The organism is Micromonospora gifhornensis, assembly GCF_016863515.1.
In the GTDB taxonomy this organism is placed as follows: domain Bacteria; phylum Actinomycetota; class Actinomycetes; order Mycobacteriales; family Micromonosporaceae; genus Micromonospora; species Micromonospora gifhornensis.
On record NZ_BOPA01000002.1, the window covers coordinates 59,394 to 77,292 of the forward strand.

A 17,899-nucleotide genomic window follows, 5' to 3' on the forward strand; every position below is an offset into this window, starting at 1 on the left:
CGGATCGTTTGCCGGTCGGGGGTGGAGGAGTCGGCGCATGCGTGAGGATTCGCCGCGCTGGGAGCAGATCAACGCCAGCATCCATCACGAGGAGCAGGACGGGCTGCGCGAGCTGGCCAGCTACCTGCCGGACGTCGACCCCTTCCATGTCTGGGCGAACGTCGAATTCGTCGGCACCGACGGCTCGATCAACGAGGTTGATGCGCTGGTGCTCACTCCCAGCGGGCTTTATGTGCTGGAACTCAAGCACTGGCAGGGTGAGATCCACGGCGACGGAACGCAGTGGGTGCGTCGGTTCAACAACCACCGCCTGACTCCGGAAGACAACCCCTACATCCTGGCCAACCGGAAGGCCAAGCGGCTGGCCAGCCTGATCCGCTACTACGCCCGGCAGCAGGGCCGAAAGGACGAGGCACCGTACGTCGGCACGGCGGTGTTCCTGCATGCCAGGAACATGAACGCCCGCGGTCTGGACGCCATCGGCCGCCAGCATGTCTACGGCCTGCCAGGAAACGACTCGGACCTGCCCAGCATCAAGGAGTTGCTGCTCAGCGCACCGCGTAACCCGGCGCACCGGGTCGACGCGGCCCGGGCCCGCCAGATCATCGAACTGGTCCGGGGCGCGAAGATCCGACCGTCGGTGGCGGATCGCAAGATCGGCCAACTGCTGCTGCATCCGAAGCCGTTCGCCGAGGGCCTGGGCTGGCAGGACTTCCTTGGCGGGCATGTGATGGACACCGCGTTGGTGCGACGGGTGCGCTTCTACCTGACCAGCCGCGCGGCCGAGCACGAGGTGCCGGCGATCCGCCGGGCGGCGGAGCGGGAGTTCCGCCTGTTGCAGGGCATCCACCATCCTGGGGTGGCGCGGGCCCACGACCTGGTCGAGCATCCGTGGGGGCCAGCGGTCGTCTTCGAACATCAGAAGGACTGGGTACGCCTGGACCAGTGGCTGTTGCGGCGCGGGAACTCGTTGACGCTCGCCCAACGGCTGCAACTGGTGCAGGAGCTCGCCGAGATCGTCGACTACGCGCATTCCCGCCGGCTGGCGCACCGGGCGCTCTCGCCCCGGGCGGTCTACGTCGCTGACCCGGACGGGCCACGACCGACGCTTGTGGTGACCGACTGGCAGACCGGTGGCCAGTTGAAGGGGACGACCGAGCTCACCCGGTTGGGGCCGTCCAGCGACCCGGCGAGCCTGGAGCTGTTCTTCGATGACGAAGTCCGCTGCTACCAGGCGCCCGAGGCGGAGAACGCCACCGCGCTGCCCGGCCATCAGCTCGACGTCTTCTCGCTCGGCGCGATCGCCTACCGGATTCTCGCCGGCAGCCCACCGGCGGCGAGCCCGGAGGAACTGGTCAGCGCAGTCCGAGACAGCGGGCTGCACCTGGATGCCGTCGTCGACGGGATGCCACACACGCTTGTCACCCTGGTCTACGACGCGACCCGTGGCGATCCTGGGCAGCGGATTTCCAGTGTCGCGGCGATCCGCGCCGGGCTGGAAAAGGTGTGGGAGGAGCTGACCGCTCCGGAACCCGAGCCGGTGACCGATCCGCTCTCGGCGCATCGCGGCGACGTCCTAGACGGTGGCTTGGAGGTCAAGGATCGGCTCGGGTCCGGTGCCACCGCCGTCGCCCTGTTGGTCCGGCGACCGGGGGATGCCGACGACACGGTACTGAAGGTTGCCCGCGACGAACAGCATGAGGAACGGCTGACCGCGGAGGCGCGTACCCTCGCGGGTTTGAAGCATCCCCAGGTGGCCGCGCTGGTCGACGGCCCGGTGCGGGTCGGCGGCCGGACCGCCTTGCTGTTGGAGAGCGCCGGCAGGCAGACCCTTGCCGAGGAGTTGCGCGGCGGGCGGCTCGCGCTGGACCTGCTGGAGCGGTACGGACGGGATCTGCTCGACATCGTCAACTACCTCGACGGGCAGGGAGTCTGGCACCGAGACCTGAAACCGGCAAACCTGGCGGCCCGGCCCCGCCCCAAGGACAAGCAGCCGCACCTGTGCGTCTTCGACTTCTCGCTGTCGGAGACGCCCGCCGATCGGATCACCGCTGGCACTGTCGGCTACCTCGATCCGTTCCTCGGGCCACCGCGCCGGCTGCGTTACGACGCCGCGGCGGAACGCTTCGCGGCGGCCGTCGTGCTCTACGAGATGGCAACGGGCACGCTGCCCAGATGGGGCGACAACGCCAACCCGGCGGCGATCCGCGACGAGGTGACCCTGGAGGCCAGCGCGTTCGACCCCGCCGTCGCCGACCGGCTGGTGGAGTTCTTCCGACGGGCGCTGGCCCGCGAGGCAGCGGCCCGGTTCGACACCGTCGACGAGATGACCGACGCCTGGCGGGCCATCTTCCAGCAGATCCCGAAGGCGGCACCGAGCGGACCGGCGGTACCAGGGCTGACCCGGGAGGCGCCACTGGCTGCCGCCGAGCTGACCGACCGCGCCCGGTCGGCGCTGGAACGGCTTGGCATGGTCACTGTCGGAGACCTGCTCGACGCGGAACCGTCGGTCCTGACCCGGGCCAAGGGCGTGCCCGACGCCACCCGCAAGGAAATCCTCGCCAAGGCTCGGGCGCTGCGCACGGTCGTGCCAGCCGGCACCGAAACCGCCGGTACGCCGGACCGGCCGCTGGCGCAGGGAGTGGAGGCGCTCTGCGCCACTCTCCTTCCCGGGCCCACGTCGCGCAACTATCGAACCTTGGCTGTGCTGTTGGGGCAGGCGCCGGCCGATGACGGGACGTTCCTGTCCTGGCCCGCGCAGAAAGACGTGGCCGGGATCGTCGGGCGCAGCCAGCCACAGATCTCCAAACTGCTCACCGCGCAGGCAAAAGTGTGGTGGGCCGAGCCGGCGTTGACTGCGGTCCGCAACGAGATCGTGGCATTGCTCGACGCCCGCGGTGGGGTGATGTCGGCCGTGGAGCTGGCCGAGGCGCTGATGGCGGCGCGCGGCTCCTACACCTCCGGCTTGAAACGCCTGCCCCAGGCGATCGGTCTGATCCGAGCCGCCGTGGAGGCCGAACTGAGCACCGGCGGCGACGCCCGGGTGGCCATCCAGCGGCTGCGCCCGACCGGGCTCGTCCTGGTCGGGCGGGAGCCGGACGATCCGACCTCCGACGTCACCGCCGCCGACTTCCTCGATTACGTGGTGGCGTTGGGCGGGCGCGCGGCCGACTTGGTCGGAGTTGACCGGTCACCGCAGCCGCGCCGGACCGACGACGGGGACCCGCTGCCAACGCGGCAGCGGGCGATTGAGGAACTGCGGCGACTGCCCGTACCGTCGGGCCTGCCGCCGGTGGCCGATCTGCGGTTGCTGCAACTGGCCGCGATCGGCAGCAACGACCGGGTGGACGTCAACGCGCAGGGGCAGCTCTACCCGGTGGGCATGCCGGCCGAGCGCGCTCTGCGGCTGTCCACCGGCACTCTGATCGGCCAGCGGCTCAGTGAACGGCAGCTGCGGGACCGGGTGCAGAGCCGCTTCCCGCGCGCCGAGCCGCTGCCGGGCCGTCCTACGCTCACCACCCTGCTGGCCAAGGCCGAGGTGCCGCTGACCTGGCTTGCGCAGGAGGGGACCTTCGGACCGGTGACTGTGCTGGCATCGGTCACCGGCACCCGTACGGGCACCAGTCATGCTCCGCTGCTCAAGCCCAACGCCGTCGACGAGGTGGGCGACCGGCTCGCCGCGGCGATCGACCGGCACGCCTTCCTCGCCGTGCAGGCACCGTGGCGTCGGCTGGGCCCGGCCCGGCGGGCACTGCTGGCCCGGCTGGCGCTGACCGAGGTGAACGTCACGGCGATCCTGCTGGAGCGGCTGCGTTCGCTGGGCTTCCCCTGGGAGGCGATCGTGGCTGCCGACAACGGCCTGCCGCAGGACGCGGACTTCCGCAGCCTCGTCGATCTCGTCCGGCACCAGGTGCTGCCGGCGGTACGTGCCGCGATCGCCGCCGCTGACGGGCCGGTACTGCTCACCGAGGCCGCACCGCTGGCCCGGTACGGGCAGCTCGAACTGCTGCAGGAGTTGGCCGACCCGACCCGACCTCGCCCGGCGGCCCGGCTGCTGCTGGTCCCGACCCGGCGCGCGGAGTCGGCCACGCTCGACGGCATTCCGCTGCCGCTGACCTCCCCGACCAATCAGTCCCTCTACCTGGCCGATGACTGGATCAATACGGTCGACCAGCCCCGCACCCGGGCTAGATGATCAGTCGGACCCGGGTGCGGTGGGCCGTCGCTCTTGAGCCAGGCTGCCGACCGCCTCGCGTACCGGGTGCAGGAACGGTGCCGTCTGCCAGTGGTCCGGCCCGAATCGGGCGTAGGCGAACATGACGGCGTGGCACCAGACGGACGGGCCGCCCAGCCGCAACGGTTCCACATCGGGGAAGGTCAGCAGGGCGTTCATGCCGTCGACGGAATACCCCATGACCACGTCGTGGTCGAACGCCAGCCAAAGGCCGCCCAGACAGCACCAGGTGGTCGTCGGCGTGACGATGACCCGCGCGTACGCGAAGTCTCGCCACTGCGGCTGGGCGAAGCTCGCGGCGCGGGACCGCGCGACGCTGTTGCCGATGAGGTCGCCGACCACCGCACCGACGACGAACGCCGGCCGGCCGTAGGCGAAGGTACTGCTCTGCTCGTAGGTGACGGTGGTGCCGTAGTAGCGGGAGTAGGTGAACGGGGCGTCCAGGTAGACCACGCCCGGCCCGATGAAGTCGGGCGAGTAGACGACCGGTGGCGGTTCTCCCGCAGCGAGCCGTTGGTAAAGGTGGATCGCCTCGATCCAACCCCGTTGCCCAGCCGAGTCCTGCGGTCGGCGCGCAGGTGGGCGGTAGGCGGGCAGCAATCTTCCCAGGCCGTAGGCCAGTGCGTACGCAAGCAACGCCCACGGCCCGGTGAGGCCGACCACGACGACACACACCCAACGGCCGTACGCGAAACGGCGTCGCCGACGACCGTCGATGACCCCGAGCACGAGCCCGACGATGAGGGTCACCGCAAGACCGGCCAGGGTGGCGAGCGACAGAATGCCGCCCGACAACAGGAGGGAATGGCATGGCCCAGCGACCCCATCGATCTCGTCGGCGGATTCCGGGCCGTGTTCGGCGAAACACTGGTTGAACTGCACATTGAGCCGGTAGACGTACCACCAGGACACGGCCACGATCGGCATGCCGATGGCGGCGACCACCCAGTGTCGCCCGCCTCGACGAGCAGCCGACTTCTGTGGAACGTTGCCGGGGTTCATGCCCACGTGGTTGCCCCCTCAACCTGAGCGTGTCGGCGACTGTACCTTGTGTACTCGGTCGAGGGGTGCCCTGCTGATCACGGACTGTGGTAGGAATCTAGGAATGCCGCTGCGCAAGATCGTGCTGGAGAACTATCGCTGCTTCCGGGATCGGCAGGAAGTCGAGCTGGCCCCGGTGACCGTGGTGCTCGGCAAGAACAACTCCGGCAAGAGCGTGCTGACCCGCGCCCCACTGGTCATCGCTACCGGCTTCGACACCTCCAGCACCGCCCCGCTCGACCTGGACCGCCTGCACCCGTTGCCGGTCGACGGCTTCCCCGACCTGATCTTCGAGCAGAGCACCCACGGCCGCTTTACGCTTGGGGTCGAAACCGGTGGTCCAGGAGAGTTCAAACTGGAGGCAACCATCCGCTACGTCGACGAGGATCGCTCGGCGTACGTGTCCAGCCTGCAACTCGCCGCAGCAGGAAGGCTTTTGGATCTTCGGCTTCAGCCGAGCATCGAGCTGACCGAGCAGGGTTTGCTCTACGAGGTGCGGGAGCCGGGTGGAGAGCCCGCGATCCGGGCGGTTACCTTTCGAGGGCTCCTGCCGAGGGCGCGAGAATCGGGCATCGGGTGGCCACCCGCTCTGCGTAACTGGCCGTCCTTGGGGCCGATTCGGTTTCTCAGTGCATACCGGGACCGGCCGGAGCGGCAGCATCGGCTGCCGTTCGGTACGCCGCGTGAGGTAGGGGAGCAGGGCCAGGGGGTCTACGGCATCCTCGCCGACGACCAGGCCCGGCGCAGCGGAGAGCTGATCGATCGGGTCAACGAGTTGCTCGCCACCATCGTGCCGGACTGGCGGATCGAGGAGATCCCGGCAGGTCCACTCTGGTCGACGGTGCTGACCCGGCCGGGCAGCTCGGTGCGGGTCAACCTCGCCGACGCGGGCACCGGGCTGGCGCAGGTGCTGCCGGTGCTGGTGCAGTGCGCGCTCGACGAGCTGCGCGGTGACGGCGTCAAGCCGCTGCAGATCGTCGAGGAGCCGGAGATGCACCTGCATCCGGGTGCCCACGCGGCACTGGCGAATCTCTATCTGGAAACCGCCCGCACGACCGGCACCCAGTTCCTCATCGAGACTCACAGTGAGACCCTGCTGCTGCGGTTGAGACGCCTCATCGCCGAGGGCAAGTACCAGCCCGACATGGTGGCGGTCTATGTGGTGGAGCAGCGCGACGGGGTGTCGACCGTGCAGCGGGTGGCCATCGACGAGCTGGGCAATCTCGGGGCTGGCTGGCCGGAGGGCTACTTCTCGCAGGATTACGACGAGGCACGGGCGTTGGCGAGCGCGCAGCTGAGCCGGAGCGGTTATGGATCTTGACATCAAGTCCGAGGTGTTCGTCCAGGGCGACAAGATCGCCGTCGTCAAGCTCCTCGAACTACTCATGCATCAGCGGCACGAGTGGCGGCCGGACAGGACGACGGCGGAAAGCGCCGCTCGCTTCGCCGACACCCTGCCGTTCGACGGGGTGAAGGCGTTCGTCGAGGAGGCGTTCATCCGGGCCACGAGCCCCGTGGCGGCACCGGCCGGGCAACGCGCACCGATCACCGCCGCCGAGCTGAAGGATCTGGTGGCGGATCTGAGCCAACCAGCGGTGCTGGTGGTCGAGGACGAGATCAACGAGGAGTGCTTCCTGCTCGCGCTCGCTGCGGCGTTCAACGAGCAGCGCATCGTGCACGCTATCCGCGCCGACTGGCTGACCGTCAGGCACGCAGGCGGCAAGGACCGCATGCCGTTGTTCGTCGAGCGTCGTCGCCGGCAGTTCGCCATCCTGGTCCGGTTGGCGGCGATCATGGACAGCGACCGCAAGAATGCCGGGCACCGGACGCGAAACGACACCTACGCCGCGAAGATTCGGGAGATCGACGGCGTCGAGTTGCACCTGTGGGGCTGTCGGGAGATGGAGAACTACATCCCCTGCCGGGCCTGGGAGGAGAGCCTGCCGACGAGGCAGCCCAAGGTGGACGCCCTGCGCAGCAAAAGTGTTGAGGAGCGGCGTTACCTCGACGTCAAAGAGCACTTCGGCGGCAAGATGCCCAAGCCGCTGATCGCCGAGCACACCTGCTTGACCGAAGACGACTTTGCCGAGTTGGGGCCGGAGGTCGTGGCGGAGTTGCGGGAGTTGCTCGCGATGATCAACCGGATCCTGTAGGAGACTGGAACCATGCGCGCCGACCAGGCTGAGATCCGGCCCGACCCGACCATCGCACTCGTCGATGATCTGCTGGGCGGCATCGGTCGGGGCGAGATCCGGGTGCCCGCGTTCCAGCGCCCCTTTGTGTGGCGGCCCAACCAGATGCTGGAGCTGTTCGACAGCATCGAGCGTGGCTACCCGATCGGCAGCCTGCTGCTCTGGCGTACCAACCAGCGGGTGCCCTCACTGGACAGCATCGGTGGCCTGCCGATTCCGCCGCCGCCCGAGGGCCGCCAGGTGTCCTACCTGCTCGACGGGCACCAGCGGGTGTCGACGCTGTTCGGGGTGCTGAACCGCCCGCTGCGCGACGGCCCACCGCAGAACGAAGCGGACTGGATCTGGCAGATCTACCGGGACCTGCGCCCTGATCCGCTCGGCTCGGACCGCTACCGCCACCACCGGTCCGGCAAGTTCTTGCCGCATCTGCTGCCGTTGGCGGCGGTGATGCGTACCCGGGATTTTCTTCGGCATTTCCAGCGAGTGGAGTTGGCGGTCAAGGATCCCGACCAGGCGGACTCGCTGATCCGGGAGGCCGAGGCGGTCGCCCAGCGGATCAAGGGATACAAGCTGACGCTGGTACGTCTCGACGGGGCCAGCATCGAGCAGGCGGTTAACGTCTACGCCCGGCTCAACCGCACCGGCACCCGGATGGACCCGGACCAGATGGTCTCCGCCCTGACGTACCGCAAGGAGCAGCCGTCCCTCGCCAGCCGGATCGACGACATCGTGGCGGCCGTCGCCGACACCGGTTTCGGCGAGTTGCCCCGGCAGGCGGTGTTCCGCGCGCTGCTGGCGATCGCCGGGGAGAACGACATCATGTCGCCCCGGTGGAACCTGGTCGCCAACTACATGCAGAACCGGCTGCACGACGCCCTGCCGCAGACCGATCGCGCGGTGCACCTCGCCGCGCGCTTCCTGCGTACCGGGGTGAACCTGCCGCAGGCGAAGTTCCTGCCGTATTCACATCAGCTGGTGCTGCTGGCCATGTTCTTCCACATCTGCCCGGAGCCGAGCGGCTGGCAGTACGACCGGCTGCGCCGCTGGTTCTGGGTGACCTCCTGGTCGAGCGCGTTCGCAGGGGCGACCTCCACCGTCCTGCGCAAGGCGCTGGTGGAGATGGAGACGTTCGCCAGCGGCACGGGTGATCTACGGCCGGACCTCAGCGACGTGCAACCGATGCCCGGAGCATTCACCCTCAACAGCGCCCGCACCAAGGCGTACGTGGCTTGGGAGTCGTCGGAGTTCCCTCGGCGGCTCGACATGCTGGGCCAGCCGTTCGACGTGGTGAAACTGTTGGAAACCGCGGACATCCAGATATTCCGGCACGTCGTGCCGAAGGACAGCCGACCCGCCAACCGGCTGATCTTCCCCACCACGCCGAACATCGGCGTGCTGGCCGCGCTCAAAGGGCTCAACCTGCCGAAGGATGAGCAGATCCTGGAAAGCCACGGCATCCCCGTCAAGGCGTGGCGGCGGCTCTGCGAGGGCGGCAACGGCAACCAGATCTTCGTCGACGATCGCACCGAGTTCCTGGAGCAGCGACTCCGGGCCTTCGCCGACCGCCTCGACGTGCCGGTCTTCGGCGCCATCGAAGGCGACGCCGACGACGACTCGGAATGACGGCCGTGCGAGCGGCAGACCTTAGGATCTAGCAGTGATCGAGCTGAAGGCACTGCAAGCGCAGGTCAAGAACCTGGTGGAGGATCTGCGCGGCCAGGTCGCGGAGACACCGGGGTTGCGCGCCGAGCTGCGCCAGGAGTACGCCAGGGCGCAGGCCGCCGAACGGGTCGGGGTCAGCTTCGAGACCTGGCTGGAGGACATCCTCGACCAGGCGGCGGTGGCCTGGGTGCTCGGCTGTGTCTTCGTCCGCTTCTGCGAGGACAACGAGCTGGTAAACGGCCTCTGGATCGGTGGCGCAGACCCGGCCGCCCCCGCCGAGCAGGCGGTGCAGCACCGGCAGGCGTACCTGATCGCCCATCCCAAGGAGAACGACCGGCACTGGCTGCGCGAAGCCTTCCGCTACCTGGCCGGGCTGCGCGCCACCGGCAAGATCTTCGATCAGCACAACCCGGTCTGGCGCTTCGACATCTCCGGACCGGCGGCTGAAGACCTCAGCGACTTCTTCCGCCGGGGCGCCGGTGCCGAGTCGCTACGCCGCGACGACCTGAACACCCGCTTCCTGGGCGACCTCTACCAGGACCTTTCCGCGCACGCCAAAAAGACGTACGCGCTGTTGCAGACCCCCGAGTTCGTCGAGGAATTCATCCTCGACCGCACCTTCGAGCCGGCGGTCAAGGAATTCGGCCTCGCCGAGACCAGCGTCATCGACCCCACCTGCGGCTCCGGCCACTTCCTGCTCGGCGCGTTCCACCGCCTGCTGCGCAAGTGGCAAGACCGCGAGCCCGGCACCGACGTACGCATCCTCGCCGAACGGGCCCTCGGCCAGGTCACCGGCGTCGACATCAACCCCTTCGCGGTGGCCATCGCCCGCTTCCGCCTGCTCATCGCCGCCACGAAAGCCTGCAAACTCACCAAACTGGAACGCACCCCCGCCTTCCCCGTCCGAGTAGCCACCGGCGATTCGTTGCTGCCCTGGGGTGACTTCTCCTCCCGAGCCCAAGGCGACCTGTTCGCCGCCATCGAGGGCAGGGAGATCTTCGCGTACGAGAGCGAAGACGCCGACCTGCTCAAGGAATACCTGGCCGAGAACCAGTACACGGTGGTGGTCGGCAACCCGCCCTACATCACCGTCTCCGACCCGGCGCGCAACAAGCTTTACCGGGGGCTGTATGACACCTGCTCCGGCAAGTACGCCTTGACCGTGCCGTTCGCCCAGCGGTTTTTCGACTTGGCTGTGCGCGGCGACCATGACGGCGATGGTGCAGGTCACGTCGGTCAGATCACCGGCAACGGCTTCATGAAGCGCGAGTTCGGGAAGAAATTTATCAATGACTACCTCGCGAGCAGTGTTGAGCTGACCGAGGTGATAGACACTTCAGGTGCCTACATCCCACACCACGGTACTCCGACTGTCATCCTGATTGGACGAAGCCGTCTTGTCAGCCCTCGCTATAGCAGGCCAATCCGCACCGTACTTGGCATTCGAGGTGAGCCGTCCAAACCAGAAGAGGCGGAAGAAGGAGCGGTGTGGGTTGACATCAAGAACCAGGTTGACGTTCCAGGGTACGAGTCTGAGTGGATCAGTGTCACGGATTGCCCTCGCTTCCAACTCGCAACTCATCCATGGAGTCTCAGTGGTGGTGGCGCGGCTGGGCTTCTGACCTCTTTGGAGTCCTCCGGGTACCGGCTCAGGGATGAACTGGACAGTACAGTCGGGCCCCATACGATTACTGGAGACGACGAGGTCTTCGTCGGCGGTAAACGCCGACCGCCGACTTGGTTGCAGCAGCAACCTCCTGTTCGTCCATTCATTACGGGCGACCTTGTCCGAGATTGGGTGAATACTTCCGAGTTCGTGCTGTGGCCGTATGAGGGTCAACAGCCTCTTCTTGCACTTCAACCGGGGCCATTGTTTTGGCCATATCGTGCCAGGCTTAGGGCAGGATTAATCTTCGGCCAACGGCGAGAACAGCGCGGTATGGCCTGGCACGAATACGCAATGCTGTCGTGGTCAAGAGTTGCTGCCGAACGTTTGATTGCATTCGTTTGCGTCTCTACTCACAACCACTTCATGCTGAATCGTGATAACAGCGTCCTCAATCGTCACGCTCCCGTGATCAAGTTGCCGGAGGGGGCTACGGAGGATGATCACCTGCGGCTGCTCGGGGTGCTGAACAGCTCCACCGCCTGCTTCTGGCTCAAGCAGGTCAGCCACAACAAGGGGAGCCAGGGCGTCAATGAGGGCTTCAAGAGCCAGGAGTGGGAGCGGTTCTACGAGTTCACCGGGACCAAGCTGCAAGAGTTTCCGTTGCCTTCGGCGTACCCGTTAGGGCGGGCGCGGGAGTTGGATGGGCTGGCGCAGCGGCTGTCGGGCTTGACCCCGGCGGCGGTTGCCGCCTCCGGGGTGCCTAGTCGGCAGCGGCTTGCGGAGGCTGAGGCGGAGTACCACTCGGTGCGGGCGCGGATGATCGCGCTTCAGGAGGAGTTGGACTGGGAGGTCTACCGGCTCTACGGGTTGATCGATGAGGATCTGACCTGCGCCGATCCGCCGGAGTTGAAGCTGGGGGAGCGGGCCTTCGAGATTGTGTTGCACACCAGCGGGACGCAGACCGAGTGGTTCAACCGGCATGGGTCCAAGCCGATCGACCGGCCCAGGGCGGAGTGGCCGGCGGAGTATCGGTCGCTGGTGGAGCGCCGGATCGAGGTGATCGGGTCGAACCGGCACATCGGGTTGATCGAGCGGCCGGAGTGCAAGCGGCGCTGGTCGACCGACGGGTGGGAGAAGATGCAGTCGGTCGCGTTGCGGGACTGGCTGCTCGATCGGCTGGAGGCTCCGGAGTTGTGGAGTGGGCAGCCGGTGCCGTTGTCGGTGGCACAGCTCGCCGACCGGGTCAGCGGCGATCAGGATTTCCGGGCGGTGCTGGAGTTGTGGGTCGGGCACGACAACTATGACCTGACGCGGGCGCTTGGCGAGTTGGTCGCCGATGAGCATGTGCCGTACCTTCCCGCGCAGCGTTACAAGCCGGCCGGGCTGCGCAAGCGGGCGCAGTGGGAGCGGACGTGGGCGTTGCAGCGCCGGGAGGACGCCGGGGAGAAGGTCACCATCGAGGTGCCGCCGAAGTACAGCTCGCCAGACTTTGTACGGCCGTCGTACTGGAAGGCGCGCGGCAAGCTGGACGTGCCGAAGGAGCGCTTCATCTCGTACCCGGGAGCGGGCCGGGACAGCGACGGCAGCGAGCTGCTCGGCTGGGCCGGGTGGGACCACCTGGCGCAGGCCCAAGCCTTGGCCACCGTCTACCTGGACCGCAAGACGCAGGAGGTGTGGCCGGCGCACCGGCTACTGCCGCTGCTCGCGGGCCTGGCCGAGATTGAGCCGTGGCTACACCAGTGGCACTCCGGCGAGCATCCTGCCTTCCCCGGATCACCCGCCGAGTTCTTCACCGACTTCATCAATGCCGAGCTTGCCGCGCTCAGCTCCGACCGCTCGGCCCTGACCCTGCTGCGGGGCGTGCCGGAGTTGCCCTGAGACCTGTATGCCGGGGGAGGTTATCCGGGGCGGCGTGACGTGCTCGTTGGCACGGCATAGCCGAGGGTGGTCAACGCCCGCCGAAAGTCCTGTTCTCGGTCGAAGGGCACGGCCAGGTGCCGGTCACCGATCAGCTGGCACAGCGACCGTAGCTTCCGGTCGTTGCTGATCAGCGCGGCCAGCGCCGCGTCCGCACACGCGATGAGGCGCACCTGCCCCAGGTCGGTGAGCCGCCCTGCCCGCTCGGCAACTTCATCGAACAGCGCCAGCAGCGCACCGGGCAGTTCGGTCTGCGCGGCCCGGTCCCGCAGAAATGCAGCGAACTCGTCCGGATGCCGTCCGGCATCGACGGCGGCGAGCAGACTCTCCCGGCTGACGGTCCAGACGTAGTCACCGGTGCGGCGGGTGTAGCTCTCCAGCACCAGCAACTCGGCCGGGGAAAGGCGTTCGACAGCCACGACATCGAGGTTGGGCAGGACCTTCACCGTACGCCCGGGTGCCTCCGGCTCCGGCGGGGCGTACGACCTGCGTACACCGAGCACGTAGGCACCGAGGTCGTTGAGGCGGATCGCCCGCAGCCCGTCGTATCGGCTGAGGGCGTCGAGAGAGTCGGCACCCCAGTTTTCGTGATAGTCGTCGCGGACACCGCCCGGCTCGTCGTAGGCGACGTCGATCAAGCCCAGCGTCGCCGCGTACTCGAAGAGCACCGCCAGGGTGTAGCGGCCCTCCAGCAACTCCCATTCGCCGAACCCGGCGTAGCCGAGGCTGCCGTACTGCGGATCCTCTAGGTACAGCTTCCAGAGTGCCCGCTCGCTGCGCACCACCCGCGGTGACCAGGCGGTCTGCTTCATCTGTGCGAAGAGATCGTCCACGTCGACCCACTCGCCGACTGGCTGAGCGGTGAGCGCCTCGGACACCTTCTGCCGCCGCGCCTTCGGCGCGGTGAGCACATTGGCGGCGCGCTGCCCCTTGATGTTCTCGACCCGACTGAACTCGTCGATCAGACCCTTGGTCAGCCACGACCGCCAGAGCGCCTGCACGACTGCGGCGGCCGGCTTGCCGAGGGCGGCCCGGCCCTTCGCGGTCAGTTGCAGCTTCCCGCTGCTGATGTCGGCGAGACCGCCCGCCTGCACCAGCAGCGGCCAGGCGAACGCGGCGATCGGCTCGTCCGGATAGAAGTCACCCGAGGACAGTGTCCTGGCCACCTCGACCACGGTGGCCGCCGCCGGCCGCCGCGTTTTCTCGCTGCACCGCAGCCGCCCGGAGTCACACAGGCGCAGCACCGCGTGTACGTCCTCGGCCGCGTACCGCTCGGTCCGGCGTACGAACCCGGCCACCTGCTCGGCCACGCGTGCGCCTCCCACCTCGTTCGATGATTGTCCTCAAAGCATTGTCGGGACGATCGTGAAGTGGTAGTTGTCACGGCCGACCGTCCGGTCGAGGGTACGCATGATTCGCTCGGGGTTGTCGTGTGGGCCCTGCTGGAAGTAGGGCTTGCCGTTGAGGCCGAAGGTGATACGGCTCGGCGGTTCCCAGGCGCCGAGGTGCGGGGCGGCGCTGTAGAAGTCACGATGCGGCTCGAAGCCGAGGCTGTGGGCGTAGTCCACCGCGCCGAAGACCAGGTGCCGGGCGAGATCGAGGGGCGTCTGAAGCGGCTCGGCGTCGTAAGCGGAGAAGAACTCCGCCACAGTGCCCGTCATCTCCTCCGGAGCGCTGGTTACCGGCGGCAGGGCGTTCTTCACCCCGAGACAGTAGGTGTCGACCAGGAAGCCGCAGGTGGTCACGCCACCGTTCTCGGCACGAGCGACCATGACGCTGACCAGCCCGGCACCCATCGCCATCTCGGGCAGCTCCTTGTCGTCCACCCAGTCGGTCGGCCGATCGGTGATGCTCAACCCGTTGCTCCACTGTCGGCTGATCCAGCATCCCAGCAGCGGCAACTCCGACGGGTGAACGCGCGCCGGTCGTACGACGTCGACCCCACGGACCAGCCGGGTCACCACCGCGCGGGTCACACCTAGCTCCCGGGCGATCTGCTTCGGCGTCTGACCGGCGGACCGCAGCGCCTGCGCCCGCTCCTTCAACTCCTTCGATTCCACGCGGGCTATCGTGGTGCCACCTTGCTCATCGTCAAAGCCGCCACGCGGAACCTGATGCCGGTGTTCCGGGCGTCAGATTCTGGAGCGGTAGCCCCTGATGGTGTCGGTGCAGGTGCGGAGCAGATCGGGCGAGTCAAGCACGAGGTTCCGAGCCGTGGTGAGGGCGTCCTCAAGGCCGCCCACCACATCCGGCCGCCCCCCGGCCAGTACAGCGTTGAGCTCGTTCTGACTCGCCCACATCGTGCGATGAAGCTTGGCAAGCTGCCGCGACGCCCGATTGAGCTGAGCCATCACATTGTCCAGCCCGCCGATCACCTGCCCGGCAATGCTGGCCGAGCTGCCCTGTGCGCGTGCCACGGAAACGACTCCGGTTCCGCCGCTGCTGCCCGTGCGCCGCCTCGGCCGGTGGCGAGATCCGTCCGCCGGTGCGGAGGATTTTCTCTGCTCGTGTCGCTCGCGGAAGTGGTCGATGCCGGCAACGACGAACGCCTTGCCCTGCGAGCCGACCATGCCGCCGATGATCGCTCCGCCAGTGGAGGCGACGGCAGGCGACACCGGCAACCCGTACTTGGCGCTGCCGAGGCCGACCAGCATGCCGACGCCAGCGCCGCCCCACTCGACCAGCTTCCCGAGCGCCTCCTTGGCGCTCTCGTACTTCAACCGCCGCGCGAACGGCCGCTCAACCTGCTTTTTGCGGCGGTTCTCCTTACGCCAGCCCATCAGGCTGAGATCGGGTCCAGGTAGCCGCAGCTGACGGCTATGAGCAGGGGCAGATGAACGGCGATGTCGTGAGCTACCTCGCCAGGGGTGCTGTCCGACGGCTCGTCGCCCTCCGCAACGTTCTCCGAGTCGTCGGCATAGAGCACGCACGCCTGCCATAGATTCGGATCGCGCCAGGAGAACGACCAGAGGCCGTATACGTCGACCGGTACGGCGACCTTGGGTTGGCCGGCGTGGCCGATGCGGTGGAGATGGGGTTCCTCGGGGGTGGAGCCGAGGCCCTCACCGAGGGGAAGGAGTTTGTGGCGGCGGAAGACCGGCTCTAGGTTGCCGTCGGTGTCGAACTCTACGAGGAGGCCGCGAGCGATCAGGCTGTCGACCAGCCGGGCGGCCTGGGGTTCCGGCTTTGGTGCGGTTTCCAGCAGCTGGATCAGAGACTCGCGGTTGGCTTCGAGTTTGGCGTGCCGCTCGGCGTCCACGAAAGCGGCTGCCCAGACAGCCGCTTCGGTTTCGGTCAGCTCGATCAAGTCGTCGCCGAGGTGGATTTCGTAGCACTCGGGGATCGGGTCCGGCGGACGGACGTAGCGGTAGCGCGGGCCCATGGACAGGCCGACGGGAACGATGACGCGTGGCATGGGAACCTCTTGGGTGTCAGAAGCTGGCGGCGTATCGCCTGGTGGTTTCGACCGCGCCCAGCGCGAGCTGGGATGCCTCGTTGAGCTTGGTCTTGACCTGCTCAATCTGACTGATCGCCTGGCCGACAGCCGGGTGGCTGGTGCCGGCGGTAACGGCCTGCAACAGCGCGAGGCTCTGCTCCAACGAGTCATGCACAGCGCGAAGCTGTACGACGCTCTGCTGCGTCTGTTGGCCGAACCGATTGATGCCAGCCTTGATTTCCTCAATCGACGCCACCGCGACGACTCCTCCCCGTGGGCATCGAACACGTCCGCAGCGACCGTACCGAATCATGTACGGTCCGTCAGCCCCCGATCGCTCATCGGTCAGCGGGTGGGCGGAGGATGCGCTTGGTGGCGGCTGATCTCTTCCACAGTCGCCGTCCTCTCAACGCTTGTCCACTGCTTCCAACAAGGCTGCGCGGGGTCCCCTGTCACGCTCGATTGGTTGAGGGCGCAGGTCTGCTCGCCGCATCGGCGGGTCGTCGACCCGCGCCCACCGACTCAGACGTCGAAGGTCTCCCGCTTCACGCCCACCACGAAGGCGGTCCAGGCTGCCGGGCTGATCGCGAGAACTGGCCCGTTAGGGTCCTTGCTGTCTCGCAGCCCGACAACGCCGGGCAGGTTATCGGCGACCTCGACACAGTTGCCGCCGTTGTTGCTGCGGCTGGACTTGCGCCACACCGCACCGATCAACTCAGACACGAGAGTACTCCTTAGCGATCTGCTGGATCAGGCTCAAGGATCTTGACTCGTTCAGGGCTCTACTCGCCATGTCGGCCCAGATCGTGTTGTAGGCAGCCGTCTCGTGAGGCTTGTCGAGGTAGATCGCTCCGGTCGCGGCATCGAGGTACGCAACAGGCGGCTCGACCTCCCGGCCATGAGTGTCCCGGGGAAACTCCAGGAGCGAGAAGGCTCCGGCCATCGCGCCCGCGTGCAGCCCGGCAGAAAAATCTAGAACTTGGACGGTCACGTTCGGTAGCTCCGCAGCTTTCGCGATGTGGTGAAGTTGCGCAGCCATGATCGTCGCGTTGCCCACGGGGCGACGCAACACGGCCTCGTTGATTATCACGCTGAGTTGCGGAGGGGAGAAGCGCGTGAGGAGTGCTTGCCGGTCGACGCGGAGTTGGATGGCACGCTGCTGCTCTTGCTCGTCGGCAGCATCAATCGCACCGCCCGGCATCTTGAAGACCTGCTCGGCGTAGGCGCGGCTCTGAAGCAGGCCGGGTACCAGTTCGGCTTCGTACTGGCGGATAGTGGAAGCCGCTGCTTCGAGACCAACGTAGAGCTGGAACCAGCGTGGCAGGCCAGCGCCGATGTAGTCATGCCACCAGTTCTTGTTTTCACGCGTCGCCGCCGTCAGCGCGAGCAGTAGTTCCCGCTCGTCATCGGAGGCGCCGTACAGGTCGAGCATCTGCTGTACGTCAGCCTGGCGGAAGCGGACGTGTTCGGCGCCGTTCTCGATCCGATGCAACGTGGCCCGTGCTCGATCCAACCGCTCCGCAGCCTGCTCCATCGTGAGCCCTGCTGCCTTGCGCAGTGACTCGAACTTGCGTCCGATCTGACGCCTCAGCATCGTCGATCCTGCTACTGACTGTGACAACTGTCCGTCCTTTGCTGGTTCGGCTGGTTTGGCTGGTTCGACATTCTTCTGTCCAATTGAAGCTGCCGAGTGTCTCAGAATCAATAGACACGTCACGAACAGTAAACCTCTATAGCAAGATCTCTGATCAAGAGACGCTATTGCGACATTGCAATTGAATGCTTGCAGTGCTTGACTCTGTTTGCGG

At 67.1% G+C, this 17,899-nt stretch carries 13 protein-coding genes; 5 read left to right on the forward strand and 8 right to left on the reverse strand.

The features are described from left to right. Positions 1 to 37: 37 nt before the first annotated feature. Positions 38 to 4,195 carry a BREX system serine/threonine kinase PglW gene (pglW, locus tag Vgi01_RS00730; protein WP_204289840.1) on the forward strand — a complete coding sequence of 1,386 codons (4,158 nt, stop codon included), beginning with the start codon at positions 38 to 40 and terminating at the stop codon, positions 4,193 to 4,195. Here the strand turns inward: pglW and Vgi01_RS00735 are convergent, their stop codons facing one another. Beyond that, on the reverse strand, positions 4,196 to 5,236 hold the full coding sequence (locus Vgi01_RS00735; protein ID WP_204289841.1) for a hypothetical protein: 1,041 nt from the start codon (positions 5,234 to 5,236) through the stop codon (positions 4,196 to 4,198). It lies immediately after the preceding gene. A 103-nt stretch (positions 5,237 to 5,339) separates the two neighbouring features. Here Vgi01_RS00735 and Vgi01_RS00740 point away from each other — a divergent pair, with 103 nt between their 5' ends. Genes Vgi01_RS00740 through pglX form a run of 4 tightly spaced genes read left to right on the forward strand, consistent with a single transcriptional unit; the run spans position 5,340 to position 12,616 of the window. Further along, a complete protein-coding gene (locus Vgi01_RS00740) occupies positions 5,340 to 6,596 on the forward strand; it encodes an AAA family ATPase (protein WP_204289842.1) in 1,257 nt (418 codons plus the stop codon). Then, positions 6,586 to 7,428: a hypothetical protein gene (locus Vgi01_RS00745; protein WP_204289843.1), complete on the forward strand. Its 843-nt coding sequence runs from the start codon at positions 6,586 to 6,588 to the stop codon at positions 7,426 to 7,428. Before Vgi01_RS00740 ends, Vgi01_RS00745 begins: the two co-directional genes overlap by 11 nt. 12 nt (positions 7,429 to 7,440) lie before the next feature. Then, the gene (locus tag Vgi01_RS00750; RefSeq protein WP_204289844.1) at positions 7,441 to 9,090 is read left to right on the forward strand and encodes a DUF262 domain-containing protein; all 1,650 of its coding nucleotides are present in this window, start codon (positions 7,441 to 7,443) and stop codon (positions 9,088 to 9,090) included. Between the two features lie 34 nt (positions 9,091 to 9,124). Further along, positions 9,125 to 12,616: a BREX-2 system adenine-specific DNA-methyltransferase PglX gene (pglX, locus tag Vgi01_RS00755; RefSeq protein WP_204289845.1), complete on the forward strand. Its 3,492-nt coding sequence runs from the start codon at positions 9,125 to 9,127 to the stop codon at positions 12,614 to 12,616. 20 nt (positions 12,617 to 12,636) lie between these two features. Here the strand turns inward: pglX and Vgi01_RS00760 are convergent, their stop codons facing one another. The 7 genes from Vgi01_RS00760 to Vgi01_RS00790 form a co-directional block, all read right to left on the reverse strand. Continuing rightward, positions 12,637 to 13,965: a helicase-associated domain-containing protein gene (locus tag Vgi01_RS00760; protein WP_204289846.1), complete on the reverse strand. Its 1,329-nt coding sequence runs from the start codon at positions 13,963 to 13,965 to the stop codon at positions 12,637 to 12,639. A gap of 33 nt (positions 13,966 to 13,998) precedes the next feature. Beyond that, positions 13,999 to 14,715, reverse strand: coding sequence for a helix-turn-helix domain-containing protein (locus Vgi01_RS00765; RefSeq protein ID WP_204289847.1), 717 nt, complete (start codon positions 14,713 to 14,715; stop codon positions 13,999 to 14,001). A 72-nt stretch (positions 14,716 to 14,787) separates the two neighbouring features. Continuing rightward, entirely contained in the window at positions 14,788 to 15,435 is a 648-nt protein-coding gene (locus tag Vgi01_RS00770; protein WP_204289848.1) for a hypothetical protein, read from the reverse strand. Then, complete coding sequence (locus Vgi01_RS00775) at positions 15,435 to 16,070, reverse strand: hypothetical protein (protein WP_204289849.1); 636 nt, start codon at positions 16,068 to 16,070, stop codon at positions 15,435 to 15,437. Before Vgi01_RS00775 ends, Vgi01_RS00770 begins: the two co-directional genes overlap by 1 nt. A gap of 16 nt (positions 16,071 to 16,086) precedes the next feature. Next, positions 16,087 to 16,347, reverse strand: coding sequence for a hypothetical protein (locus Vgi01_RS00780; protein ID WP_204289850.1), 261 nt, complete (start codon positions 16,345 to 16,347; stop codon positions 16,087 to 16,089). Positions 16,348 to 16,613: 266 nt separating this feature from the next. Further along, a complete protein-coding gene (locus Vgi01_RS00785) occupies positions 16,614 to 16,814 on the reverse strand; it encodes a DUF397 domain-containing protein (protein WP_204289851.1) in 201 nt (66 codons plus the stop codon). After that, the gene (locus Vgi01_RS00790) at positions 16,807 to 17,685 is read right to left on the reverse strand and encodes a helix-turn-helix domain-containing protein (protein WP_204289852.1); all 879 of its coding nucleotides are present in this window, start codon (positions 17,683 to 17,685) and stop codon (positions 16,807 to 16,809) included. The genes Vgi01_RS00785 and Vgi01_RS00790 overlap by 8 nt, the downstream gene beginning before the upstream one ends. Between the last annotated feature and the right edge of the window lie 214 nt (positions 17,686 to 17,899).